21 protein-coding genes are annotated in these 23812 nt (G+C 41.8%); 10 read left to right on the forward strand and 11 right to left on the reverse strand.

Features of this window, described 5'->3' with window-relative positions:
• Positions 1-209: 209 nt before the first annotated feature.
• The 4 genes from A4S05_RS11965 to A4S05_RS11980 all read right to left on the reverse strand — a co-directional run bounded on the left by A4S05_RS11965 (position 210) and on the right by A4S05_RS11980 (position 3626).
• On the reverse strand, positions 210-584 hold the full coding sequence (locus A4S05_RS11965) for a DUF952 domain-containing protein (RefSeq protein ID WP_069070052.1): 375 nt from the start codon (positions 582-584) through the stop codon (positions 210-212).
• Entirely contained in the window at positions 581-1273 is a 693-nt protein-coding gene (locus tag A4S05_RS11970; protein WP_069070053.1) for an HAD family hydrolase, read from the reverse strand. The genes A4S05_RS11965 and A4S05_RS11970 overlap by 4 nt, the downstream gene beginning before the upstream one ends.
• A gap of 180 nt (positions 1274-1453) precedes the next feature.
• Complete coding sequence (locus tag A4S05_RS11975) at positions 1454-1897, reverse strand: KGK domain-containing protein (RefSeq protein WP_069070054.1); 444 nt, start codon at positions 1895-1897, stop codon at positions 1454-1456.
• 214 nt (positions 1898-2111) lie between these two features.
• Positions 2112-3626, reverse strand: coding sequence for a thioredoxin-like domain-containing protein (locus A4S05_RS11980; protein WP_069070055.1), 1515 nt, complete (start codon positions 3624-3626; stop codon positions 2112-2114).
• Between the two features lie 226 nt (positions 3627-3852).
• Here A4S05_RS11980 and A4S05_RS11985 point away from each other — a divergent pair, with 226 nt between their 5' ends.
• Positions 3853-4701, forward strand: a complete 849-nt coding sequence (locus A4S05_RS11985; protein WP_069070056.1) for an HAD hydrolase family protein — start codon at positions 3853-3855, stop codon at positions 4699-4701.
• An 82-nt stretch (positions 4702-4783) separates the two neighbouring features.
• On the forward strand, positions 4784-5698 hold the full coding sequence (gene glsA / locus A4S05_RS11990; RefSeq protein ID WP_069070057.1) for a glutaminase A: 915 nt from the start codon (positions 4784-4786) through the stop codon (positions 5696-5698).
• On the opposite strand, the gene A4S05_RS11995 is transcribed toward glsA, so the two are convergent.
• Positions 5675-7360 carry a hypothetical protein gene (locus tag A4S05_RS11995; RefSeq protein WP_069070144.1) on the reverse strand — a complete coding sequence of 562 codons (1686 nt, stop codon included), beginning with the start codon at positions 7358-7360 and terminating at the stop codon, positions 5675-5677. The genes glsA and A4S05_RS11995 overlap by 24 nt on opposite strands.
• 539 nt (positions 7361-7899) lie before the next feature.
• On the opposite strand from A4S05_RS11995, the gene psaA reads away from it, so the two are divergent.
• From psaA to A4S05_RS12015, 4 genes are all read left to right on the forward strand, one after another.
• Entirely contained in the window at positions 7900-10158 is a 2259-nt protein-coding gene (gene psaA / locus A4S05_RS12000) for a photosystem I core protein PsaA (protein WP_069070058.1), read from the forward strand.
• A gap of 119 nt (positions 10159-10277) precedes the next feature.
• Positions 10278-12503, forward strand: a complete 2226-nt coding sequence (gene psaB, locus A4S05_RS12005) for a photosystem I core protein PsaB (RefSeq protein ID WP_069070059.1) — start codon at positions 10278-10280, stop codon at positions 12501-12503.
• Positions 12504-12740: 237 nt separating this feature from the next.
• A complete protein-coding gene (gene cynS, locus A4S05_RS12010; RefSeq protein WP_069070060.1) occupies positions 12741-13181 on the forward strand; it encodes a cyanase in 441 nt (146 codons plus the stop codon).
• A gap of 155 nt (positions 13182-13336) precedes the next feature.
• Complete coding sequence (locus A4S05_RS12015; RefSeq protein WP_069070061.1) at positions 13337-14242, forward strand: DNA-methyltransferase; 906 nt, start codon at positions 13337-13339, stop codon at positions 14240-14242.
• A gap of 73 nt (positions 14243-14315) precedes the next feature.
• On the opposite strand, the gene A4S05_RS12020 is transcribed toward A4S05_RS12015, so the two are convergent.
• Both A4S05_RS12020 and A4S05_RS12025 read right to left on the reverse strand, forming a co-directional pair.
• Positions 14316-14510: a hypothetical protein gene (locus A4S05_RS12020; RefSeq protein ID WP_073640193.1), complete on the reverse strand. Its 195-nt coding sequence runs from the start codon at positions 14508-14510 to the stop codon at positions 14316-14318.
• Positions 14511-14942: 432 nt separating this feature from the next.
• Positions 14943-15155: a helix-turn-helix domain-containing protein gene (locus tag A4S05_RS12025; protein ID WP_069070063.1), complete on the reverse strand. Its 213-nt coding sequence runs from the start codon at positions 15153-15155 to the stop codon at positions 14943-14945.
• Between the two features lie 559 nt (positions 15156-15714).
• Between A4S05_RS12025 and A4S05_RS12030 the strand changes: the two genes are divergently transcribed.
• Together A4S05_RS12030 and A4S05_RS12035 are read left to right on the forward strand one after the other, a co-directional pair.
• Positions 15715-16770, forward strand: coding sequence for an SGNH/GDSL hydrolase family protein (locus tag A4S05_RS12030; protein WP_069070064.1), 1056 nt, complete (start codon positions 15715-15717; stop codon positions 16768-16770).
• Positions 16771-16835: 65 nt separating this feature from the next.
• The gene (locus tag A4S05_RS12035; protein ID WP_069070145.1) at positions 16836-17192 is read left to right on the forward strand and encodes a DUF4864 domain-containing protein; all 357 of its coding nucleotides are present in this window, start codon (positions 16836-16838) and stop codon (positions 17190-17192) included.
• A 10-nt stretch (positions 17193-17202) separates the two neighbouring features.
• On the opposite strand, the gene larE is transcribed toward A4S05_RS12035, so the two are convergent.
• Positions 17203-18030, reverse strand: coding sequence for an ATP-dependent sacrificial sulfur transferase LarE (gene larE, locus A4S05_RS12040; protein WP_176726989.1), 828 nt, complete (start codon positions 18028-18030; stop codon positions 17203-17205).
• 96 nt (positions 18031-18126) lie between these two features.
• On the reverse strand, positions 18127-20037 hold the full coding sequence (gene hrmK, locus A4S05_RS12045; protein WP_069070066.1) for a hybrid histidine kinase/response regulator HrmK: 1911 nt from the start codon (positions 20035-20037) through the stop codon (positions 18127-18129).
• Positions 20038-20244: 207 nt separating this feature from the next.
• On the opposite strand from hrmK, the gene A4S05_RS12050 reads away from it, so the two are divergent.
• Positions 20245-21111: a branched-chain amino acid ABC transporter permease gene (locus A4S05_RS12050; protein WP_069070067.1), complete on the forward strand. Its 867-nt coding sequence runs from the start codon at positions 20245-20247 to the stop codon at positions 21109-21111.
• Between the two features lie 21 nt (positions 21112-21132).
• Here A4S05_RS12050 and A4S05_RS12055 read toward each other — a convergent pair whose 3' ends face one another.
• Complete coding sequence (locus A4S05_RS12055) at positions 21133-21273, reverse strand: photosystem I protein PsaX (RefSeq protein ID WP_069070068.1); 141 nt, start codon at positions 21271-21273, stop codon at positions 21133-21135.
• Positions 21274-21525: 252 nt separating this feature from the next.
• The gene (gene lipA / locus A4S05_RS12060) at positions 21526-22446 is read right to left on the reverse strand and encodes a lipoyl synthase (protein ID WP_069070069.1); all 921 of its coding nucleotides are present in this window, start codon (positions 22444-22446) and stop codon (positions 21526-21528) included.
• 236 nt (positions 22447-22682) lie between these two features.
• Here lipA and A4S05_RS12065 point away from each other — a divergent pair, with 236 nt between their 5' ends.
• Positions 22683-23354, forward strand: coding sequence for a response regulator (locus tag A4S05_RS12065; protein ID WP_069070070.1), 672 nt, complete (start codon positions 22683-22685; stop codon positions 23352-23354).
• Positions 23355-23812 lie beyond the last annotated feature (458 nt).

The raw sequence follows: 23812 nt of genomic DNA on the forward strand, positions 1-23812 counted from the left end.
TGTATGAAACCACCCTGCCCTAACCCCCCTTATAAAGGGGGGTTAGGGGGAGCAAGATATGTGCAACTTCACATTAAATTGGTATTAGTTGTTAAATAATTTCATTTTTACTCAAATTTGATATCAGCGAAAAGGGAATTTTCCCGAATTGGATGTAGCAAACACTCTAGCGAAAATGCGTCTCTCCTCCTTTACGCCTCTGTGGTAGACTACGGCAAGTCAAAGTGTCTACGTGATTCTAAATCTATAACTTCTTGCGGCAACTCAAATAAACCATCTTCCCCAGTTTCAAAATCAATCACCTGATACACAGCATCAATATTTAATTCACCATAAATATGAGGAAATAATTCACCTATTTCAGCAGGTTCATAGCGAATTTCAGCTTGTACTTTCTCAGAATCAATAAAAAGTAGTAGCAAATCTTTCTGATTATCAAAAAATCTCTTGGCAACTTTGAGTATTTGCGTTGATTTTGAACAATGTATAAAACCTTCACTGTCTAAAGAATCAGCGCGATATGTACCGAGATTTTTTGCTTGTTCCCATTGGTGGCGTTTGGTAATGTGAATAATAGTGTTCATAAAAATCTAGGAATTTCTGCGGATTGTAATATTTTCAGGAAATCTTCTAACTTGGTAAAGTCTTTAATTACTTTTGTAGCGCCTACATTTGTTAATTTCTTATCACCTATGCCAATAAAAGCAATATTCAACCGATAGGCAGCTTTTACATCCCAAACACCATCACCGACAAAAACAACTTTCTGGAATTTTTCAACTTGATAAAGATTCTCTGCTTTGATAATAGCTGTTTTAATAATATCTTCTCGCGAAAGTGCATCATTAGCTGAGGCTAACGGAATGCCTTCTATTTCTAAGTTGGCTTTTTGAAGTTTTAGTTTAGCAGACTCACGCCAACCACCAGTTGCGATTGCAACACACCAATCAGGGTATAACTGTAATTTAGCTAATACATTTGCAGAACCAGGTATTCCGCTGAATAAATCTTGGTTATTAATATACGCTTCCTGGAGTAGACTAACAAAACGCGCTTTGATTCTGACTAACTCTTCATCTGAAGGAAGACGTTTTAATTTTTCTTTGAAAATTTCTTGGGTAATTCCCGAATCTGTGGTGTATGAGTATTCAGACCAATTTGTATGTACACCAAAAATTCCAAATTCTAATGCAAAAGCACGTTTAAAACAATCTTCATCAACTTTGTAGGTGTTTGTCAGTGTACCATCAATATCAAAAATCACTAATTGCATACAAGCGATCGCTCTACAATATTATTCTTAAAAATTTCACGCCTAGCTGCTAGAGCCTTAACACAACCTTTAAGACTTACTTTATAAATTGTCTCTTATAATTAAGTTAATCAGTACGATCGCTGCCGATTATTTTTGTTTATTCCCATTTTTGCCGTTTGGCGATGTGGAAGATAGTACTCATGTTGATTGAATCATTTTACGAATATCATCTAAAGGTGATTCAGGTTCATTAGAATTATCAGGATAAAATTCTAACGCTACAGTAATGTTCAGTTTGGCATCTTGCTTGTACATGAATGGAGAAATGATTTCTGTAGATACTTTTATTCTGAGTTTCCCTGCTTGCCAGTTTGTAGAACCAACTCTGAAAACTTTACAGTTGATGCCTTCGCTAGAAGATTGCCATGTGACATCTTGAATTTTAAAATTGACTTCGTTTATGCACAATCGGTTAAAAATTCCTGAAACAGAGAAATCACTATGATGCTCCCTTAATTGTGTACGAAATTTCTGGTTAAAATTTTCAAATATCAATTCTTTAAATCTGCTAACTATATATGTATCTTTATTAAATAACAAAACATCAGTACCAAAATCTAAGAGTTGGCAGATATTGCTCATATTAATCCTAGTAATTAATGTAAATTAGAAAGTGTCTGCATGATAATTTAAACTAACAAACTATTCTAATCCGCAATTATTACCATCAATGCAGTGATAATACTGATATTCAAGCTGCTAAAGATAATCGCTCAACAACATTATTTTTTAAAATTTCATACCCAGACACCCAAATACAAAGTTTTTCTTTACGCTTTTGGGTAAGATGATAATTTTATAAATTCGGCGGAATACAAACATCTGGCGCACACAATCCAAGAAACTGTAGGGTTGTCACCTCAAAATTATTCAAATCTACGCGACGGATAGAATGGTTATTGGTATCAGCAATATATAGATATGAATCCATAACACTCAATCCTGAAGGTTCAAAAAAGCGGCTATTTTTACCTTGACCATCTTGTAAACCCGCAGAACCATCTCCCAAAACTGTTTGACAATTACCACTGGGACTAACTAATTTAATTTTGTGATTATAGGTATCTGCTACCCACAGAAAATTCTGAGCAAATTCAACTCCTAAACAGTGTTGTAAACGCACATCTTCACCTTGTCCATCTATATCTCCAAAGTCAAATAAACCCCCACTACCGCAAACAGTTCGCACTTGAAACGGTTTGACAATTCTCACACCGCGAATTGAACTAACTTCACTGTCAGCAATATATAATTCTTGCCCATTATTAGTAATACCACTAGGTTGAGCAAAAGCAGATTCGGTAAGTGAACCATCAATACACGCTTCTGCACCAGTACCAGCATAAGTTTTGATAATGCCAGTTTCTAAATCCATTTCCCAAATTTGATGCGGCCCAGCCATTGCAATAAATAAGGTATTTCCCACTTTCACTAAATCCCAAGGGGAATTCAGCGCGGTTTCTAAACCAGCACCGCCATGAGGATGAATATTGCGGCTTTGTTCACCAATTCCTGCAATAGTTTCAACTACTTGGTGCTTTAAATCAACTCGCCGCAGTGCATGATTTTCTGTATCAGCAACGTAAAGAATCTGATTCTCGGCATCATAAGCCATTCCTTGCGGTGCAAAAAACTGCACTTCATTAAAAGTACCATCGGTTAAGCCAGATTTTCCAGTCCCAATTAATTGTAAAATTTCTCCATCAAAGCTACTCATAATCAGGCGGTGATGTCCAGAGTCAGCGATGAATAAACCTGCTTGAGTAGCTAGAACTTTACCAGGAAAAGCTAGGGGTGTGATTAATGGTTGGCGCTGTTTTTCTAAAGTCAAGCTGATTTCTTGAAAATTAATTGTGCCTTTGTTTTGGTGTTGCTGAATTAACTTTTGAATCAACTCGTCTAAAGTATCACGGTTTCCTTCACCAGAAATCTGGCCAATCACGTAACCTTCTGGATCAATAATTATTAACGTAGGCCAAGCACGCACAGCATACTCTTGCCAAATCCGAAAATCTCTGTCAACTACAACTGGATGTTCAATGTCGTAGCGCAGAATAGCTTGACGGATATTTTCTGTTTCTTTTTCATTTTCAAATTTGGCGGAGTGAACGCCGACAATGGTAAGGCTATCTTTATATTTTTGTTCTAAATATTTCAGGTTTGGCAGAATATGTAGACAATTAATGCAGCAGTATGTCCAAAAATCTAAAATTACGACTCTACCTTTGAATTGTTTAAGAGACAAAGGCTTATCGGTATTTAGCCAAGAGTAATTTTGTGGCAATTCTGGCGCTCTAACACGGGGAATCATAAAGTATCCTTTGATAAAGTCAACTCATCACTTAAACTTTAAATTCAGAGTGGTTTTTATGCAGATTTTACTGCCTTTATACACAATAAAAGGTAGACAAAGCCTTAAATTACTTAAACTAAAGTCTGCAAATAATCAAACTTGAGCACTTTATATTACAGTAAGTCTATCGATTTGTCGTAACTTGAAGTATAATTATCCTCTCAAACAGAGTCAGTGAAAGTTTATGAACACTTTTTATGTTTCAGATTTAGATGGAACATTGCTTGGAGATAATGCAATTCTTTCTTCGTTCAGCAAGAAAATACTTTCTGAACTCTTGCATCAAGGACTCCAGTTTACTGTAGCTAGTGCGCGTAGCGTTGTTTCTATGCAAATCATTCTGAAAGATTTGAATCTTCGTCTCCCGATTATTGAATTTAATGGTGCTTTTATTTCTGATTTGGATTCTGGTAGACATGAAATCATAAATTCTATTTGTCCTTCTGTAGTTGAAAGTATCTACAAACTTATCCTGGAGTTTGGCTGTGTTCCCTTTGTATCTAGTTTTAATGGCATGGAAGATTGTGTTTACTATAAAGATGTAATGAACGATGGAATGCGTTGGCATATTAACGATCGCCTAACTAGCAAAGACCGAAGATTGAGAGCAATTGAAGATTTGACACATTCTTTTAGCGATCAAATTGTTTGTCTAACAGTGATTGGTCACGCACAGGAATTACTCGAACTTCAAGGCGCGATTATTGAAAGACATAAAACTAATGTAGAGACACACTTGATGGAAAACCAATACTCTCCAGGTTGGTATTGGTTAACAATTCATGACCGCAAAGCCACGAAAGCTCAAGCCATTCGGACTCTGGTAGAAAATTATGGATTACAGGAAAGTGAGATTATAGTCTTTGGTGATCAAATTAATGACATCAAAATGTTCAAAATTGCTAATCATGCCATTGCAGTTGCTAACGCAGATGCCAAACTCAAACGTTATGCAACATTAGAAATTGGCTCAAACACAGAAGATAGCGTTGTTAAATACATTCATCAGGATTGGTTGAACAGATTTGCTTAGAAAAAGGGACTGGGGATTGGACTACCAGTTTCTAACTTTCAGTATCCGCATAAACTAGAAATGGTTTTAATGGACATCACTTTTGAAAAGACTTGACAGACTAACTACTATAGAGTTGTCAGCTTGGGTACAACAAGCAAAAACGAAAGCTGAACACGGAAAAGTTATCGATCGCATTCCGCAATTAGCTAAAGCCGATCCTGCTTGGTTTGCAGTTCATATCTGTCTTAAATCGGGTAAAAATATCAGTTTTGGGGATATAACTTGTATTTTCCCGCTAATGAGCGTGATTAAAACATTTTCTCTCCTTTATCTGCTGGAACATTTTGGAGCAGAAACGGTTTTTAAGTGGGTTGGGGTGGAACCATCGGATGCACCCTTCAATTCTTTAGAACAATTAGTTAGCGATCGCGGCCACCCTCGCAACCCTATGATTAATAGTGGGGCAATCACTCTCGCTGATAAGTTACCAGGAAAGGACGCTAGCCAACGCACTCTCTTATTTTGTCAATGGCTCAACCAATTAGCAGGTTGCCAACTAAGTTTAGATGAGGTGATGCTGGCTTCGGTGCGATTAACCCGCTCAACAGCTAATGAAGCGATCGCAAATCATCTTGCCGAAGCTGGACATCTAGAAAATATTGAAACAGCACTTGATACCTACGAGCAAATATGCTGCATATCTGGGCGAGTTGAAGATTTAGCCTTGTTGGGAAAACTTCTAGCTTGTGAAAATAACTTTTTAGAATCACAAAACCGCCAAATTGTCAATGCTGTGATGTTAAATTGTGGACTGTACGAAGCTTCTGCCGAGTTTGCAGTCAAGATTGGTTTACCGATGAAATCAGGGATTGGTGGTGGACTTGTAGCAATAGTACCAGGTGAGGGAGCGATCGCTTGCTACAGTCCTGGGTTGGATGATATCGGAAATCCTGTAAGTGCGATCGCATTTGTTGAGGCTTTAGCGCAAGAGTTACAGTTGAGTATTTTTGGTTAACTCTGGTTTTTCTGTTTCGGGAGCGCTTATTTTAGGTAACGGCGTTGATTCAGGAGTCGGCATGACCTCTGGTTGTGGTTCTGGTGCTGGAGACTCGATAATCTCTGGCAGCGTGGGTGGCAAACTGGGAGATGGCGCAACTGTTACTTGTGGAGTTGGTGTCTTGCCGGTTTGACGGTTGAAAAATCCCCCAAATCTAGATTTTTTTGGCTGAGGCGCAACTTTTTCGGGCAACGGTGTAGATTCAGGAGTCGGCGTTACCTCTGGCTGTGGTTCTGGTGTTGGCGTAATTATTTCTGGTACTGGAGACTCGATAATCTCTGGCAGCGTGGGTGGCAAACTAGGAGATGGTGCAACTGTTGTTTGTGGTGTGGGAACTTTACCAGCCCCACGGTTAAAAAATCCGCCAAATCTAGGTTTTGTTGGTTGAGGGATAACTTTTTCAGGTAACGGCGTTGATTCAGGAGTCGGCGTTACCTCTGGCTGTGGTTCTGATATCGGAGACTCAATGATTTCTGATGGTGTCGGGGATAAGGTGGGAGATGGTACAGCCGTTGGAACTTCCAATTCTGGTTGTTCTGGCTGTGTTTTAGATTCTTTGGGAACTTCAGTTTCAGGAATGGGCTGTTTTTCTAGCTTCGGTTGTATTTGGGGTGTTTTTTCAACAGAAGGGGTAGGTGTGGGTTTAGGTACAAGTTTATAATTCGGATCTACAATGCCCCGAACCTCATCTGCTGTGAGTTCTCCTCTCACGATTTTTGATAAAGTGTCTTTACCCTTTGGCTGGTAGTCAATCAACCGGACTGTGGTATTAAAGGCATTTTTGAGAGGATTTCCCTGATTATCGAGAAATTCCAGCTTTATCCAGTTTTTACCAGTTTGGAAACCTTTAAGATAAACAGCTTGCCAGCGATCGAAAATAAAACTTTCACCATTAATTGTGACGCGGATACGCCAATCACTAAATCCGTCGTTAGCGTTTTCCTTCTCAATCAGATGTAGGGGAGCGTTAGTTAGATAAAAGTCCAGTAATATTGGCTCTGCCCCATAGCTGCTTTGAGGACGGCTATAAGTTAGCAAAGGTAACTTGGGATCTGGGTTGTTGTCGTCGGTTTTGGTAAAGACGTGAAATGTTGTTTGGGCATAAGCACCTTCATTCTTAAAGCTTTCATGCCAAGGACGAGAAGCAAAGACGCGCAGGGTATGAGTACCTGGAGACAAGTCAGGCAAAACCAAAGGCTGATTCAGGTCGTAAACAGGTATATAAGGTTGATTATCCAGAATTACGTGTAAATGTGGCCCCAATTGTAATTGTGGGTCTTTAAATATTGGTAGATCCCTAACTTGAAAACTGGCTGTAATTTTATCATCTTGAAAAACTTCATCAGATTTTGGAGTAACAATTGTCACTTGTGGCTGATAAACTTCCAAAATTGTCCGCAGTTCTTGAATAACAGATGGTGGGGAAACTTCCGAAAATTGCTTTGAAATTTGAGAAATCTGTGGAGAGTTTTCTCTATAGCTATTATATACTTCCTGGCTAGCGACTTTCTCGCCGCAACTGGTCAAGCTTAATACCAGCAACAATGTCATTATCCACCTAAGAATCGGGAACCTCTCAGGGACGAGCTTCTCTAACACCCTTTTCTGCCACGAGTTCATGCGTTGCACCCAGTGATAGTCTTCGACAATTGACAGATTATTTTCGCTCAAACTGTCCATCTGGAACTATAGCCCAAAAGGTGAAATCCACCTCACATCGCCTAAGTTTTCCTGTGTCTATTTCAGTAGATTTTAAAATAAGTCATACTTTTTACAGCTTTTTACTTACAACAATGGAAAGATGACACAAATGTTCATGAGTAATAGTAGTAAAAGCTGGAACGCCCAACACATACAGCAAAACCATAAAACTTACCAATTGTTATTCTTTGTAAATTAAAATGGTTAATCTATTGACTTTTAGACAAATAGTTTGACGTTAAAAGGCAGATAAGGCGGGAATTCCAGCAATATTCCACCAAGTTTGAATTATTGTTAAAATATCTCCAACAAAGTGCAGGTGAAGACTCTATAATTCAACGAGAAACAACTCTCCACATAGGGTCTTCATCGCGGCTTCAGTAAAATTCTGAGTATCCGGTAATGGTTCACTTTGTGGTATTCATGATTCCTCATTCCTTATCAAGAGAGGAGGTCAAATGACAATAAGTCCTCCGGAGCGAGAGGAAAAAAAGGCAAGAGTAATCGTTGATAATGACCCAGTTCCAACCTCATTTGAGGCATGGGCAAAACCTGGACATTTTGACAGATCCTTAGCCAGAGGTCCCAAAACCACCACATGGATTTGGAACCTGCACGCACTCGCCCATGATTTTGATACACATACAAGCGATTTAGAAGACATATCCCGCAAGATATTCTCAGCCCACTTCGGCCACTTAGCCGTAGTGATGGTTTGGTTGAGCGGGATGATTTTCCACGGCGCGAAGTTTTCTAACTACGAAGCTTGGTTAAGCGACCCATTGAACGTTAAACCAAGTGCCCAAGTTGTTTGGCCCATTGTCGGGCAAGACATTTTAAACGGTGATGTTGGCGGTGGTTTCCACGGTATTCAAATCACCTCCGGTTTGTTCCAAGTATGGCGTGGCTGGGGGATTACAAACTCCTTCCAGCTTTACTGCACAGCGATCGGTGGATTGGTATTAGCAGGCTTGTTCCTATTTGCCGGCTGGTTCCACTACCACAAACGCGCTCCCAAACTGGAATGGTTCCAGAATGTGGAGTCGATGCTGAATCACCACTTGCAAGTACTGCTAGGTTGTGGTTCCTTGGGATGGGCAGGTCACTTAATCCACGTGTCCAATCCGACCAACAAGCTTTTGGATGCAGGTGTTGCTCTCAAAGACATCCCCTTGCCCCACGAGTTCATCTTGAACAAAGACTTGTTGACCGAGTTGTATCCCAGCTTTGCTGCTGGTTTAGCACCTTTCTTCACCTTGAACTGGGGTCAGTATGCTGACATCCTGACCTTCAAGGGCGGTCTGAACCCGGTAACAGGTGGCTTGTGGATGACTGACATTGCTCATCACCATTTAGCGATCGCAGTTCTCTTTATCGTTGCTGGACATCAGTACCGTACCAACTGGGGTATTGGTCACAGCATTAAAGAGATCCTCGAAAACCACAAAGGCCCTTTCACCGGCGAAGGTCACAAAGGTCTCTACGAAAACCTGACCACATCTTGGCACGCTCAGTTGGCTACTAACCTAGCCTTCTTGGGTTCGCTGACCATCATCATCGCGCATCACATGTACGCGATGCCCCCCTATCCATATTTGGCAACTGATTACGCTACACAGTTGTGCATATTCACTCACCATATTTGGATTGGTGGCTTCTTGATTGTTGGTGGAGCGGCTCACGCTGCGATCTTCATGGTGCGGGATTACGATCCAGTTGTGAATCAAAACAACTTGCTGGATCGGGTGATTCGTCATCGTGACGCGATTATTTCTCACCTGAACTGGGTGTGTATTTTCCTTGGCTTCCATAGCTTTGGACTTTACATCCACAACGACACAATGCGTGCATTGGGTCGTCCTCAAGACTTGTTCTCTGATACAGGGATTCAATTGCAGCCAGTATTTGCCCAGTGGATACAAGGTATCCACGCCTTGGCTCCTGGTACAACTGCACCTAATGCCCTAGAACCAGTTAGCTATGTCTTTGGCGGCGGTGTCTTGGCTGTTGGCGGTAAAGTGGCAGCTGCACCCATTGTTTTGGGCACAGCGGACTTCCTAATTCACCACATTCACGCTTTCACCATTCACGTCACCGTCCTAATTCTGCTCAAAGGTGTACTGTACGCCCGTAGCTCTCGTCTGATTCCAGACAAAGCAAACTTGGGCTTCCGCTTCCCTTGCGACGGCCCTGGTCGTGGCGGTACCTGTCAAGTCTCTGGTTGGGATCACGTATTCCTCGGACTTTTCTGGATGTACAACTCCCTGTCTATTGTAATTTTCCACTTCAGTTGGAAGATGCAATCAGATGTTTGGGGAACCGTAGATGCAGATGGGACAGTAACTCACATCACTGGTGGTAACTTCGCCCAAAGCGCCATTACCATCAACGGTTGGTTACGAGACTTCTTGTGGGCACAAGCTACACAAGTCATCAATTCCTATGGCAGCGCGCTATCTGCCTATGGTCTACTCTTCTTAGGCGCTCACTTTGTCTGGGCATTCAGCTTGATGTTCCTGTTCAGTGGTCGCGGCTACTGGCAAGAACTGATTGAGTCCATTGTTTGGGCGCATAACAAACTGAAGGTAGCACCAGCAATTCAGCCTCGCGCTCTGAGCATTATTCAGGGTCGGGCTGTAGGGGTAGCTCACTACCTCTTGGGAGGAATTGCCACAACCTGGGCATTCTTCCATGCACACATCCTTTCAGTAGGGTAGCAATCAGCAAAATTTTGGATTTTGGATTTTAGATTTTAGATTCAATCCAAAATCCAAAATCTAGAATCCAAAATTGAACTGGTATTTGATGGCTAAAGGTCAGAGGATTTATTAAACCTATGGCGACAAAATTTCCGAAATTTAGCCAGGATCTCGCACAGGACCCGACGACTCGTCGGATATGGTATGCGATCGCTACAGGCAACGATTTTGAAACCCATGATGGCATGACGGAAGAAAATCTTTACCAAAAGATTTTCGCAACTCACTTCGGTCACTTGGCAATCATCTTCCTGTGGGCATCCAGCCTCCTGTTCCACGTGGCCTGGCAAGGTAACTTTGAACAGTGGATTAAAGATCCCCTTCACATCCGTCCCATCGCCCATGCGATTTGGGACCCCCACTTTGGTAAACCAGCGATCGAAGCTTTTACCCAAGCGGGCGCTAGCAATCCGGTAAACATTACCTACTCTGGTCTCTACCATTGGTGGTATACCATCGGTATGCGGAATAACGGCGAACTGTACAACGGTTCAGTGTTCTTGCTATTATTCGCTGCTGTATTACTGTTTGCTGGTTGGCTGCACTTGCAACCCAAGTACCGTCCTAGCTTGGCATGGTTTAAGAGCGCTGAACATCGCCTAAACCACCACTTAGCAGGTTTGTTTGGTGTTAGTTCATTGGCTTGGGCTGGTCACTTAATTCACGTTGCTGTCCCCGAAGCTCGCGGTCAGCACGTAGGTTGGGATAACTTCCTGAATACCCCACCCCATCCAGCCGGTTTGACACCATTCTTTACAGGCAACTGGGGTGTTTACTCTCAAAACCCTGACACTCCTGGACATATCTTCGGGACATCGCAAGGTGCAGGAACTGCAATTCTGAGTTTCTTGGGTGGTTTCCATCCCCAGACAGAAGCTTTGTGGCTGACTGACATCGCTCATCACCACCTAGCGATCGCAGTTTTATTCATCGTTGCTGGTCACATGTACCGGACAAACTTTGGGATTGGTCACAGTCTCAAAGAAGCATTAAATGCCAAGAGTTTCTTTGGTATTCCTGTTGAAGGCCCGTTCAACCTACCTCACCAAGGTATCTACGACACCTACAACAACTCCCTGCACTTCCAATTGGGATGGCACTTAGCAGCGCTAGGTGTTGTTACTTCCCTGGTAGCGCAGCACATGTACTCCATGCCTTCCTACGCATTTATTGCGAAGGACTACACAACTCAGGCAGCGTTGTACACGCATCACCAGTATATTGCTGGATTCCTGATGCTTGGTGCTTTTGCTCACGGAGCAATCTTCTGGGTACGTGACTACGATCCAGAACAAAATAAAGGCAACGTACTTGACCGCGTATTGAAGCACAAAGAAGCGATTATTTCCCACCTCAGCTGGGTATCCCTTTTCTTGGGCTTCCACACCCTTGGTTTGTACGTACACAATGACGTAGTAGTTGCTTTCGGCACTCCTGAAAAGCAAATCTTGATTGAGCCAGTATTTGCTCAATTCGTCCAAGCTGCTAATGGTAAAGTACTGTACGGTTTAGATGCTTTGCTATCTAACCCCGATAGTATTGCTTACACAGCATGGCCTAACTACGCTAACGTTTGGCTTCCAGGTTGGTTAGATGCCATCAATGCTGGTACTAACTCCCTGTTCTTGACAATTGGCCCTGGCGACTTCTTGGTTCACCATGCGATCGCTCTAGGTCTGCACACCACCACCTTGATCTTGGTCAAAGGTGCTTTGGATGCCCGTGGTTCTAAGCTGATGCCCGATAAAAAGGACTTCGGCTATGCCTTCCCTTGCGACGGCCCCGGTCGTGGCGGTACTTGCGACATCTCAGCATGGGATTCCTTCTACCTCGCTACATTCTGGATGCTCAACACCATTGGTTGGTTGACCTTCTACTGGCATTGGAAACATCTAGGTATTTGGCAAGGCAACGTAGCTCAGTTCAATGAGAACTCTACATATCTCATGGGCTGGTTCCGCGATTACCTCTGGGCTAACTCTGCTCAGTTGATTAACGGTTACAACCCCTACGGCGTGAATAACCTGTCTGTCTGGGCTTGGATGTTCTTGTTTGGACACCTAGTTTGGGCTACTGGCTTCATGTTCTTAATCTCCTGGAGAGGTTACTGGCAAGAGTTGATTGAAACCCTTGTTTGGGCACACGAACGCACTCCTCTAGCTAACCTAGTTCGCTGGAAAGACAAGCCCGTTGCTCTATCTATTGTTCAAGCTCGTGTAGTTGGTCTAGCTCACTTCACTGTTGGCTACGTCGTAACTTACGCCGCATTCTTGATTGCTTCTACTGCTGGTAAGTTCGGTTAATTCGGCTGCTAGTTTTGTAGATAAGTAATAAAAATCCCCTGCCGCAAGGTGGGGGATTTTTTTATTGAGCGGGCAAGATGCCCAGTTTAGGAGATAGAACTCATAAAAGATTGTCGAGTGCTGGCGTTCGCAATGATAGCTTTTATAGGAAACTAAAAATACAGCTAACTTTTGAATAAACTTGTTGTAAAAAACCATATCATTTACCCTAGGAGTTATTACCCTAGGAGTTATCAAATGTCCCTTCCCGAAATTACTCAAAAGCTATTAGCCGCGAAACAAGAAAAAAAACTAAGCTTTGCCGATTTGGAAAAAGTTATCGGACGTGATGAAGTATGGATTGCTGCTTTATTCTATCGGCAAGCTAGTGCTTCCGAGGAAGAAGCTAAGTTACTAGTTGAAGCATTGGGGTTAGATAATAGTTATATTAAAGAATTGACTGAATATCCTATAAAAGGATTAGGCCCAGTTGTACCAATTGACCCATTGATTTATCGTTTCTACGAGATTATGCAAGTTTATGGTTTCCCCATTAAGGAAGTAATTCAAGAAAAGTTTGGTGACGGGATTATGAGTGCCATTGACTTTACCTTAGATATAGAAAAAGAAGAAGACCCCAAAGGCGATCGCGTTAAAATCATTATGTCTGGTAAATTTTTACCATACAAAAAGTGGTAGTGTTTCAGTCTTACTTATTTTAGGAGTATATTTTCATCCACAGAGATACAAAGTTAATATACTCCTCTGCGTCAAAAAAATAACTGTTAAAATTAAATCCTTGAATAATACCAAAACAAGTTATAACTAGAAAAAACGAGATAATTTTATAAATCTTGCAAGAAGAACCAATAACGCCACCAAAAGAAATAATTTTTAATCCCTTTTATACCCAGCAGAACGGAGCAGCATATTTAGGTGATAGCCTTAAACTTATTCAATTCATTGATGATAATAGTATTAATTTAATTATCACATCACCTCCATTCGCACTCACCCGCAAAAAAGAATACGGTAACGAAACCGCTGAAAAATATATTGAGTGGTTCCTACCTTTCGCCTATGAATTTAAAAGAGTACTCACAGAGAATGGCTCATTCGTACTAGATTTAGGCGGCGCTTACCTACCTGGTAATCCCGTGAGGAGTATCTACCAATACGAACTTTTAGTGAGGTTATGCAAAGAAGTAGGTTTCTTTCTTGCTCAAGAATTTTACCACTATAATCCGGCTCGACTGCCAACCCCTGCTGAGTGGGTGACAATCAGACGAATTCGCGTTAAAGATTCAGTCAATACAGTTTGGTGGTTGTCTAAAACCCCGCATCCTAAAGCAGATAACAGAAAAGTTTTAAAGCCTTATAGCCAAAGTATGAAACAATTACTCAAAAATGGTTATAAGGCAAAAATACGTCCTAGCGGACATGATATTTCTGATAAATTCCAAAAGGATAACCAGGGTGCAATTCCGCCGAATTTACTAGAAATTCCTAATACTGAATCTAATAGCGTTTATTTACGACGCTGCAAAACAGCAGAAATTAGACCCCATCCAGCACGTTTTCCTCAAGGGTTCGCCGAGTTCTTCATCAAATTCTTAACTGATGAAGGTGATAGGGTATTAGATCCATTTGCAGGTTCTAATACAACCGGCTTTGTTGCTGAAACTCTGCAACGCCGATGGATATCTTTTGAAATTAATGAGAATTATGTAATGGGAAGTCGTTATCGATTTAGCGAATAACGAAATTAAGTGAAGAGTCAGGAGCAAGAAGTTAAAATTTCTAACTTATAACTCGTAACTCATAATTACTCACTTAGATTTCTCCATTTACCTGCATTTGATGAACTTGATCCGCTAGCTCTTGACGACCTTGATCATCTAGTTTGTCAATAGCTAACATTCCCATGAGAATAACTTCTTTTAGGGTCAAACGTGTCGAATGTGCCTGTTTTTGCACAATCTCTTTAATAATGGGACTGACACCAATCGCTGTACTAGCTCTAGCCACGTAATAAAAGCAAAACACTAATGATTCAGCCTAAATCTTAGCACTTTCAATGAGGTTATTCTCTAGAGGTAAAACTTAATTTAAATGTGTTTCAACTCATACTTCAATGAGTAAACATAAATTTTTAAATTACGTATATAGGACTAGTATTTTATTCTTGAAATACACGTATATTATGTATTGCCGAGAGTACGGTACTACAAGCTTGAAATGGTGCGTTACCCTCTGCAAAAACATCCTACAAGACAACTGAGAAGCCTTCTTGACTGTTGCCTGTTGCCTATTCCCTATTGCCTGCCTACGCAAATTAGTTCAGAAATCAAAGCGGATTCCTATAGTGAGTTCTAAACTTCTCAGTATGGTAAACTTGATGCTTGCTCACTCAGGACACATCATCGTATGATATCAATTTCTCAACGGTTTAACTTTTGCCTATTCCTCCAGAATTTCCACGAAATTTTCAATCGTCACATCAAAGGTGCGAGCTAATTTGTGGATAGCAGTAAAGTCAACTGTCATCATTCCAGGACGACGCGCATATATTCTAACTGTGCTGTAAATTACCCCAGAACGGTCAGAAACTTCTTTTAGTGTCCATCCTTTGTCTTTTGCTAGTTCTCGAATCTTTAATCTGACTAATCCCATATTTGATAACTGATGCATTTGCACCGCTCAATTTAATATGAGAAATTAAAAAGTGTAGACGCGTACTTTTACAAAGAAGCAAGCTACGTGGAGCATATCGTAGAGAAACCGCTTGTGGTCAGACATCGCCTCTCGGTCTAGCAAACTCTCATGCGATCGCTACCAATTTACTGAAATCTAGAAACATGAAATAAAATGGTTATTTCCTATATTACCAATATCAAAAGCAAAAGCCTCTGTCCTGAGATACTCAAAAATTGCTCACTAATCGCCAAGTTTGCAAACACTTACAATATTTGTGACAACTGAGTTATGGAAAGTTGTCAGTTGCTAAAAACAATGCTTTCAGTAGAAAGATTCTTACAAACAAGACTTCTATACCACCGAGAAAACCGTACTTTAAAGAGATCGTAAATTGTCAAATATAATCTCGTGAACACGCTTTACAGAACTATACAGTGTAAATAAGAATAATAACTTAACCGAAGTAAAATTTTCCTGAATACAGACAACTAATGCTGTCATAGGGAAAAGCAGTGAGTAGAGGAGAGAGAAAACGATGAGGGACCCTTATCTGTTGGCAGCAGGCTTGTTAACAGGACTAGCAATACCAGCATCGGCTCTTCCACATCTGTCAATTGTCCTGCCCGAAAGTTCTAAATTTCTGTGGGATTTAAAACAGGGTTCGCAGGCAATAGTCAGTACAAAAATTATCCCCAGCGTTGATCTCTCCTTACCAGAACTCAGCGGCCAAGCGTTCCAACCCCTAAAAAGTTCGCAGCCAACAGTAAGTGAGAAAAACGTCCCTAGCGTACCAGAATTCAGCAGTCAGGGATTACCAGCCGCAACAGAGTCATTAATCAACCCCAGCACCCAAGCAACTAGCCTCTTATTGACATCTGGCAATCAACTTTACTACCAAAGATTGGCGGCTCTGAAAACAGGTCAGATTTATACACGCGTAAATAGTGATAATTTGCAATCATTGTGGGAGTCGATTAAGAAACGTCAACTAACTTATGACGACTGGAAAAGTTTATTAGCTTTAGAAGCGAGAGCGATCGCTCAAGGTCAAGGTACCAATCATCTAAGTATCTTAATTGGCGATTCTTTAAGCATGTGGTTTCCTAGAGAAAAGCTACCTGCTGGTAAATTGTGGCTCAATCAAGGCATATCTGGAGATACTTCCAGTGGTGTTTTAAAAAGATTGGGAGCATTTTCGGCAACACGGCCAAATGTAATTTACATTATGGCTGGGATTAACGACTTACGAAAAGGCGATAGCGATGAAACGATTTTGCGTAATTATCGCCGGATTGTCCGTCGTTTACGACAGACTCACCCCCAAAGTCAAATCATTGTCCAATCAATTTTGCCGACTCGCCTACCAAAACTTTCCAATAGCCGCATTCGTAACATCAACACACAACTAACCCTGATTGCTAAACAAGAAGGCGCTAATTATCTAAATATTTATAGCTGGTTTACGGATATGGAGGGCAATTTGCGCCCAGAGTTGACTACAGATGGATTGCACTTGTCTCAAGAAGGATATGATGTGTGGCGAACAGCACTACAGCAGATAGAATACAAGCTCACTCAGCATGAGAATTGAGCGATCGCTTGGCCGACATTTGGAGCGATGTCTACGACGGGCTGCGCCTGCGCGATTTTAAATTTATGGAAGTTCCTGATAGCGATACCATCAACATCCGTTCTGTAATTGAACACCAATTGGCAGCCTTTAAAAAGGATGATGCCCAAGGTGCTTTTGCCTTCGCTAGTCCAACAATTCAGGCACAATTCAGAAACCCAGAAAATTTTATGCAGATGGTAAAGACAAGCTACCCGGCAGTATACCGTCCTCGTTCTGTTTTTTTTGAAAAGGTAACAACCATCCAGGGAAACATAACTCAACCAGTGCTACTACTTTCTCCTGATGGAATTCCCTTGAGGGCTTTATATTTTATGGAAAAACAGCCCGATAATATCTGGAGGATTAACGGTTGCTTTCTAGTTTCTCTAGAAGGTAAATAAATTCAAAATCTTATGCTTTAACGCCCAAGGCTTCGCGATTCAAAACCTGATTCAACTTACCGCTACGATAACCTTCCAAATCTAAGGTTACATAGATAAATCCAAAATCTTGGAATGCAGAAACTAATGTTTGTAAATCATTAGTCAACACAAACTCTTTAATTTGTTCTGGTGGTAATTCAATGCGTGCTGTATCTCCTTCCGATCGCACACGCAAATTCTGCCAACCTAGCTTTCGCAGATAAATTTCTCCTCTACCGACTCGTTGCAACTTAGTTACAGTAATCTCTTCACCGTAAGGAAACCGAGAACTGAGGCAAGGTTGAGCAGGTTTATCCCACCAAGATAAACCAAGTTGTTGCGAAAGTTGGCGAACTTCAACTTTGCTGACACCCACTTCTGCTAAAGGCGATCGCGCCCCTCTTTCCTTAGCCGCCTGAATTCCTGGGCGATAATCATGCAAATCATCAGCATTTACCCCATCGACTACATAGGGATAACCCAACTCTAAAGCTAAAGGTTTGAGAGTGTCGTGCAACTCACTTTTGCAAAAATAACAGCGATTAACCGGGTTAGAGGTGTAATTGGGATTTTCCATCTCGTGAGTCTGGACGATTTTATGAGGAATCCCAATAGTTGCAGCTTGAATTTTCGCGTCTTCCAACTCTTCTGGTAATAGCGAAGGAGAAACAGCAGTGACAGCCAAAGCGCGATCGCCCAACACATCATAAGCAATTTTGGCAACCAAAGTACTGTCAACGCCTCCAGAGTAGGCAATCAACGCCTGCTCCATTTCTCTAAATAAGGCTCTTAATTGCTCAAATTTTTCTGTCAGCATCATTTCCCAATCCTGCCAAAACCCGATAGCACCCAATCATTTATATTGTAGTCATTAGTTATGGCGCTTTGGGCATAAGACCCAGAGAGGAAAGACTTACTGTAACTTCCCCTCTGCTCCTCTGCTCCCCTGCTCCTCTGCTTCCCTGCTCCTCTGCTCCCCATCAACCAACGTTGGTGCTTGACTGTACTTAGCCACCAGACGGGCTAAAAGTGGTAAATCAATTGGTTTAGAAATATAGTCATTTACACCAGCGGCTAGACAAGTTTCGCGATCGCCTTTCATTGCCATTGCTGTTTGAACAATTACCGGAATCGTCCGATATTGTGGATGTTCTCGCAGTTGTTGCACCAAGTTAAGACCATTTCCATCTGCTAGATAAACATCCATTAAAATCAGCACCGGCTCTAACTCAGTTAGAGTTTCCCACATCTCGGCAGCATTCTTAACCCAAGTCACTTGATATCCCAATTTACGTAGATAAATTTGCATCAAATCAGCGTTGGGTAAGTCATTTTCTACCAGCAAAATTTCTACAGAAGAACTAGGGGTGAAAGGCACAGGAAATGAGGAAAATTTTGCTTCCCCTGCTCCCTCATCTTCCCCTGCTTCTTCATCTCCTCCAACTCCCACTTCTTGCTTAAGGGGAAGTACAAGGGTAAAACGGGAGCCGCGATCTACCTCAGATTCAACTTTCACCGAACCACCGTGAATTTGGGCAAGTTTCCGAGTCACTGCTAAACCCAAACCAGTACCTTCAACGCCATCAGCTACAGCCTTAGCAATTTGGAAATAGGGTTGAAACAGTTGAACTTGGTCTTCTTGGGAAATGCCACTGCCAGTATCCCAAACTGTAAAATGCACAGATACGCCTTTGGAAGCAACCTGTAAACCAACACTTCCTTTACTAGTAAACTTTAGGGCGTTGAAGAGTAAATTCAACAGCATTTGCTTGAGTCGTAAGGGGTCAGCTACTAGGGTTGTAATATCAGGTTCAAGTTCTAGGCACAGTTTCAAACCCTTATTAGCGGCTTTCTCTTTCACCAGTGCCAAAACATTGCTACACAGCACTGGCACATCTACTGTTTCCCACTGCACTTCCAGCTGATTTGCTTCAATTTTAGAGAGATCCAAAATATCATTAATCAGAGCTAGCAGGTGCTTGCCGCTAGACTGAATGATATTTAAATACTCTTGCTGGCGTTCTCTAGTTGGTTCGTACCCTGGAGCTAAAAGCAGGTGGGTAAACCCAATAATGGAACTAAGTGGTGTGCGAATTTCGTGACTGGTATTTGCCAAAAACTGATTTTTGAGTTGATTGGTGCGCTCCAATTCTTGATTAGAGTTACTTAACTGTTGATACCGTTGCTCCCAAGATAGGATGTGTCTAAGTTGTACCAAAGCTGTAGTACAGTACTTGGCAGACCTTGCCATCAATTGTGATCTGAGTTGAGCTTGTGATTTCATGAGCGACTCACGATCAGAGCTTAGGGGCGTTGCGGCGATAATTAGCCAACCCATAACGCTGCCAGAATCATCAGCCAACCGCCAAGCGCTAGGTGGTTGTTGATTCTCAAGCTGTTGCAAATCTTCGAGTTTTATGACCTCTTGCAATCTCAACAGCAGCTTTTTTTCTGCTGTCAGCACTTCTAGAAATAAAGGTTGTGAGTTTGGGGATGGAGAACGAGAAATATAGCAAACTGTGGCCACAGTTTCTTGTGGTTGAAACAGAGCAATGCCTACGGCACAATCTGCAAGCACCAGATTACTGCTGTTAACAGCACTGTTAATTTCGTTAACCACAGTTTGGAGAATTTCCGCTTGTGCGGCTCCTGTCTGTGGGACAGTGTTACAAGCAGAAAGCAGGCAATCATTAAGGCGACTTTGCAACTTGTTCAAGCTGCTCTCCAGCCACAGCTGTGCGCGAAGTTGCTCAATTGTTCTCAAAAGTTTTGGCGTTGCATCTATCTGTGAGTTCTGGTCTGATAAGCTTGAATACTGCTGCATGGTCAACTAGACCGCTGAACAAGTTTAGCTTCACATAAAAATCCCAATAGGATTCTATGTATATTAGCCGACAATTCTTTTTTATTTATAAACCATAACTTATGTTGTTATAAACCATAGCTTATGATGTCGAGTTTAGCAGCTAGACCAAAAAAAAATATTTTATGAGCCACTGACCTAAAATTTTTTAAAAGCAACTTAAGACTTATGGATACACAATTCGCCCAACTAATCGTTAATGGGATTGCGGTGGGGAGCATTATTGCTCTAGCGGCAGTCGGACTGACTCTTACATACGGAATTTTACGATTATCTAACTTTGCTCATGGTGATTTTCTCACCTTAGGAGCCTATCTGACTTGGCTGATAAACACTATTGGAGTTAATATTTGGCTGTCAATGATTTTGGCGGCGGCGGGAACAGTAGCAGCAATGCTGTTATCGGAAAAGTTGTTGTGGTCAAAGATGCGCTCTATCCGTGCTACTTCCACTACGCTGATTATTATTTCTATCGGACTTGCCTTATTTCTTCGCAATGGGATTATTTTTATCTGGGGTGGCAAGAACCAAAACTATAATTTACCTGTTACTCCGGCTTTAGATATTTTGGGTTTAAAAGTGCCGCAAAATCAATTATTGGTATTGGGGTTGGCGGTGCTAGCAATTTTGGCGTTGCATTACCTGCTGCAAAATACCAAAATTGGCAAGGCAATGCGAGCAGTTGCCGACGATCTGGATTTAGCTAGGGTTTCAGGTATCAATGTTGACCGAGTAATTTTCTGGACTTGGCTAATTGCGGGCACTCTTACGTCATTGGGCGGCAGTATGTATGGGTTAATTACAGCCGTGCGCCCGAATATGGGATGGTTTTTAATTTTACCATTATTTGCCTCAGTAATACTTGGTGGCATTGGCAATCCCTACGGTGCGATCGCAGCAGCTTTTATCATTGGCATTGTCCAGGAAATTAGCACCCCTTGGCTGGGTTCACAGTATAAACAAGGTGTAGCACTGTTGATCATGATTTTGGTGCTGCTCATTCGTCCCAAAGGTTTATTCAAAGGGACGATTTGATCAGCACCATTCCACTTCTAATTATTCAATAATGTGGAAATACCAGGCTGCTACCAGGAAATTGATAGCCAACAAGAACAATGCCCAGCCTGTGCGATAAGCGTAGGGAGGTTTAGCTCCACTGTCGGCAACTGCGGAATTCTTCGTTGTTTTAGCGGTCATAATGCGATTCTCCTTATGTCATGACTTTTTAAGAAATACCAAACTGGCGTACCAAATACCCAAATTCTTTAAGAATATTTGTGTGAAGTTGGGAATTGGGGATTGGGATTAGGGGAGAGGTGAGAGGTGACAGGTGATAGTGAATAATCTGCACCCTGTAACCCTTTCTTCAGACTCAGTGGCGTGAAAGACTTGCCGTGACAGGTGATAGGGAATAATCTGCACCCTGTAACCTGTACCCTATTCCCTTCTTCACTCCCCACTTCCTACTCCCTCCTCTCCAGCATGATAGGAACTGCGAACCAGAGGCCCGGAACGAACATGATTGAATCCCATTTCCCATGCTAATATGCCAAGTTGCTCGAATTCCTCTGGAGTCCAATATTTTTGAACTGGCAGATGTTCTAAAGAAGGACGCATATACTGCCCGATAGTCAAGCGATCGCACTCTACAGCCCTTAAATCGGCCATTGCTTCAACGACTTCATCAAGTGTTTCCCCGTGTCCTAGCATCAAACCTGATTTAGTGGGAATTGTCGGATCGATTTCTTTGACCATAGCCAGAACTAAAAGCGAGCGATCGTACTTGGCTCCCCGACGCACTGGCCCAGTTAAGCGTCGTACTGTCTCAATATTGTGATTAAAACAAGCTGGTTTGGCTTTCACAATCATCGCTATCCGCTGGCGTTGACCTGATTCCCCCACACCAGCACCACCCCAAAAATCTGGGGTCAGCACTTCAATTTGAGTCTCTGGGTTCAATTGGCGGATAGTCGCGATCGTCTCTACAAAGTGCCCTGCACCCTGATCGGGCAAGTCATCACGGGCTACAGAAGTCAGCACGACATAACGCAATCCTAAAAGCTGCACCGCCTGTGCTACCTTTTGGGGTTCCTCTAAATCAAGAGGCATTGGTGCATGACCTTTATCTACTTGACAGAAAGCACAAGAGCGTGTGCAGGTAGGCCCCATTAGTAAGAAAGTTGCAGTTTTTTGGGCATAGCACTCTCCCCGATTGGGACAGCGCCCTTCTTCGCAAATCGTGTGAATCTGGCGCTGCTTAATAATGCGTTGTACGGTAGAGATTTCACTAGCTTTGGCAATAGGGCGACGTAACCAGCTAGGCATTGCCGTAATTTCAGACTTGAGTTCGGCTTGTTGTGACGAAATCATAGACATTCAAGCAAGATCCAAAGGAACTGTGGGGCAAGTTTAAGCTTTAAATATCACGATGACATAAATTACCCATAACAAAAATAGAAGTTTTGCAAAACACCTCTAGCAATGTCATTTATACCGAAATATACTATCCCCCAATTGCTAGAAATTTTGTATATAGTGGGAGGATTCTCAAGGACAATCGGCAAGGCCGCTATTTACACTTATAGTTTCTGTTAGAGCAAACAGTCGTGGCAAGCAACAAGATTTTAGTTATCGATGACACTACAGTTGTCAGGGTAAAAGTACGAGAAATGTTGCCTCCGGGCAATTTTGAGGTACTGGAAGCAAAAGATGGTTTGGAAGGACTGAATTTTATCCTTCAGGAAAAACTCAGCCTGATTATGCTGGATTTCCTGTTGCCTAAAATGAGTGGCTGGGAGGTTTTCCAGAAAGTTCAAGCCGATCCGGAGTTAAGGAAAATTCCTTTAGTGATCATGTCTGGTCGCAAGGAAGAGGTGACTGAGAAAATTACCGAACCCTTTGAATATTTTGAATTTCTAGGCAAGCCTTTTGATCAGAAGCAACTAATTAGCGCAATTAAGTTAGCTATGACCAAGGCGAAACAGCCACGCCCAGAACTCGTCGCAGTCGGAGCAGGAGTTGCTGTTAAAAGTAGCACAGCTACAGCCTCTAGTGTTGCAACTGCTACGATGCCTACGGTGGCAAGCAACGCAGCCTCTAGTGTTGCAACTGTTGCGATGCCTACGGCGGTAAGCAATGCAGATCCTAGTACCGGAGGAGTCTCTAACGCAGAAATTAATGCGTTGAACGAGAAAATTGTCAAAATGCAAGCAGAAATTGATGGGTTGAAGAAACAACTAACTCAGGTTGTGACTTTTATTAAACAAAAAATCAAGTAGCATTTGTACTCGTTATTATCGCAGCCAAAAATACACCGTCTCTAATAACGGGTGTCCGATTAAAAGTGGGTAAAAATAATTAGTTCAAAAACACTTATGTTGACAAATCTTCGTTGATAACAAAATTCAAAAACAGGAAAAAATAACTAGCGATTATCTGCACCTCTATAATTTCTGAATTTTGAATTTTAAATTATCTATACTCCTATGGTGAAGTCAGCTACACATAGCGTCTTTACATGACAAGGAGTTGAACTCAGTTGTTAGTCTAGCAAAGCAGCCCAATACTCATGAAACCTGTCACAGTTTCCTCTTAAACTAAGGAGAACGGCAGGCTTTTTTGTTATTTAGTCTGCTCATCCACAATCTGTATCACAATTTGAAAGCTAGTCCACAGATCAAAAGTAGTAATACCAATTTTTTATGAAGCTGCATAATAGCTGCATAATATAATTCGA

It is taken from the genome of Nostoc sp. KVJ20 (assembly GCF_001712795.1).
Classification (GTDB): Bacteria; Cyanobacteriota; Cyanobacteriia; order Cyanobacteriales; family Nostocaceae; genus Nostoc.

Excerpts from the sequence above, each read along its gene's own strand:
- A4S05_RS11965 (WP_069070052.1), bottom strand. The coding sequence starts at position 584 with ATGAACACTATTATTCACATTACCAAACGCCACCAATGGGAACAAGCA.
- A4S05_RS11970 (WP_069070053.1), bottom strand. The coding sequence starts at position 1,273 with ATGCAATTAGTGATTTTTGATATTGATGGTACACTGACAAACACCTAC.
- A4S05_RS11975 (WP_069070054.1), bottom strand. The coding sequence starts at position 1,897 with ATGAGCAATATCTGCCAACTCTTAGATTTTGGTACTGATGTTTTGTTA.
- A4S05_RS11980 (WP_069070055.1), bottom strand. The coding sequence starts at position 3,626 with ATGATTCCCCGTGTTAGAGCGCCAGAATTGCCACAAAATTACTCTTGG.
- A4S05_RS11985 (WP_069070056.1), top strand. The coding sequence starts at position 3,853 with ATGAACACTTTTTATGTTTCAGATTTAGATGGAACATTGCTTGGAGAT.
- A4S05_RS11995 (WP_069070144.1), bottom strand. The coding sequence starts at position 7,360 with ATGAACTCGTGGCAGAAAAGGGTGTTAGAGAAGCTCGTCCCTGAGAGG.
- psaA (WP_069070058.1), top strand. The coding sequence starts at position 7,900 with ATGACAATAAGTCCTCCGGAGCGAGAGGAAAAAAAGGCAAGAGTAATC.
- psaB (WP_069070059.1), top strand. The coding sequence starts at position 10,278 with ATGGCGACAAAATTTCCGAAATTTAGCCAGGATCTCGCACAGGACCCG.
- cynS (WP_069070060.1), top strand. The coding sequence starts at position 12,741 with ATGTCCCTTCCCGAAATTACTCAAAAGCTATTAGCCGCGAAACAAGAA.
- A4S05_RS12025 (WP_069070063.1), bottom strand. The coding sequence starts at position 15,155 with ATGGGATTAGTCAGATTAAAGATTCGAGAACTAGCAAAAGACAAAGGA.
- A4S05_RS12030 (WP_069070064.1), top strand. The coding sequence starts at position 15,715 with ATGAGGGACCCTTATCTGTTGGCAGCAGGCTTGTTAACAGGACTAGCA.
- A4S05_RS12035 (WP_069070145.1), top strand. The coding sequence starts at position 16,836 with ATGGAAGTTCCTGATAGCGATACCATCAACATCCGTTCTGTAATTGAA.
- larE (WP_176726989.1), bottom strand. The coding sequence starts at position 18,030 with ATGCTGACAGAAAAATTTGAGCAATTAAGAGCCTTATTTAGAGAAATG.
- hrmK (WP_069070066.1), bottom strand. The coding sequence starts at position 20,037 with ATGCAGCAGTATTCAAGCTTATCAGACCAGAACTCACAGATAGATGCA.
- A4S05_RS12050 (WP_069070067.1), top strand. The coding sequence starts at position 20,245 with ATGGATACACAATTCGCCCAACTAATCGTTAATGGGATTGCGGTGGGG.
- A4S05_RS12055 (WP_069070068.1), bottom strand. The coding sequence starts at position 21,273 with ATGACCGCTAAAACAACGAAGAATTCCGCAGTTGCCGACAGTGGAGCT.
- lipA (WP_069070069.1), bottom strand. The coding sequence starts at position 22,446 with ATGATTTCGTCACAACAAGCCGAACTCAAGTCTGAAATTACGGCAATG.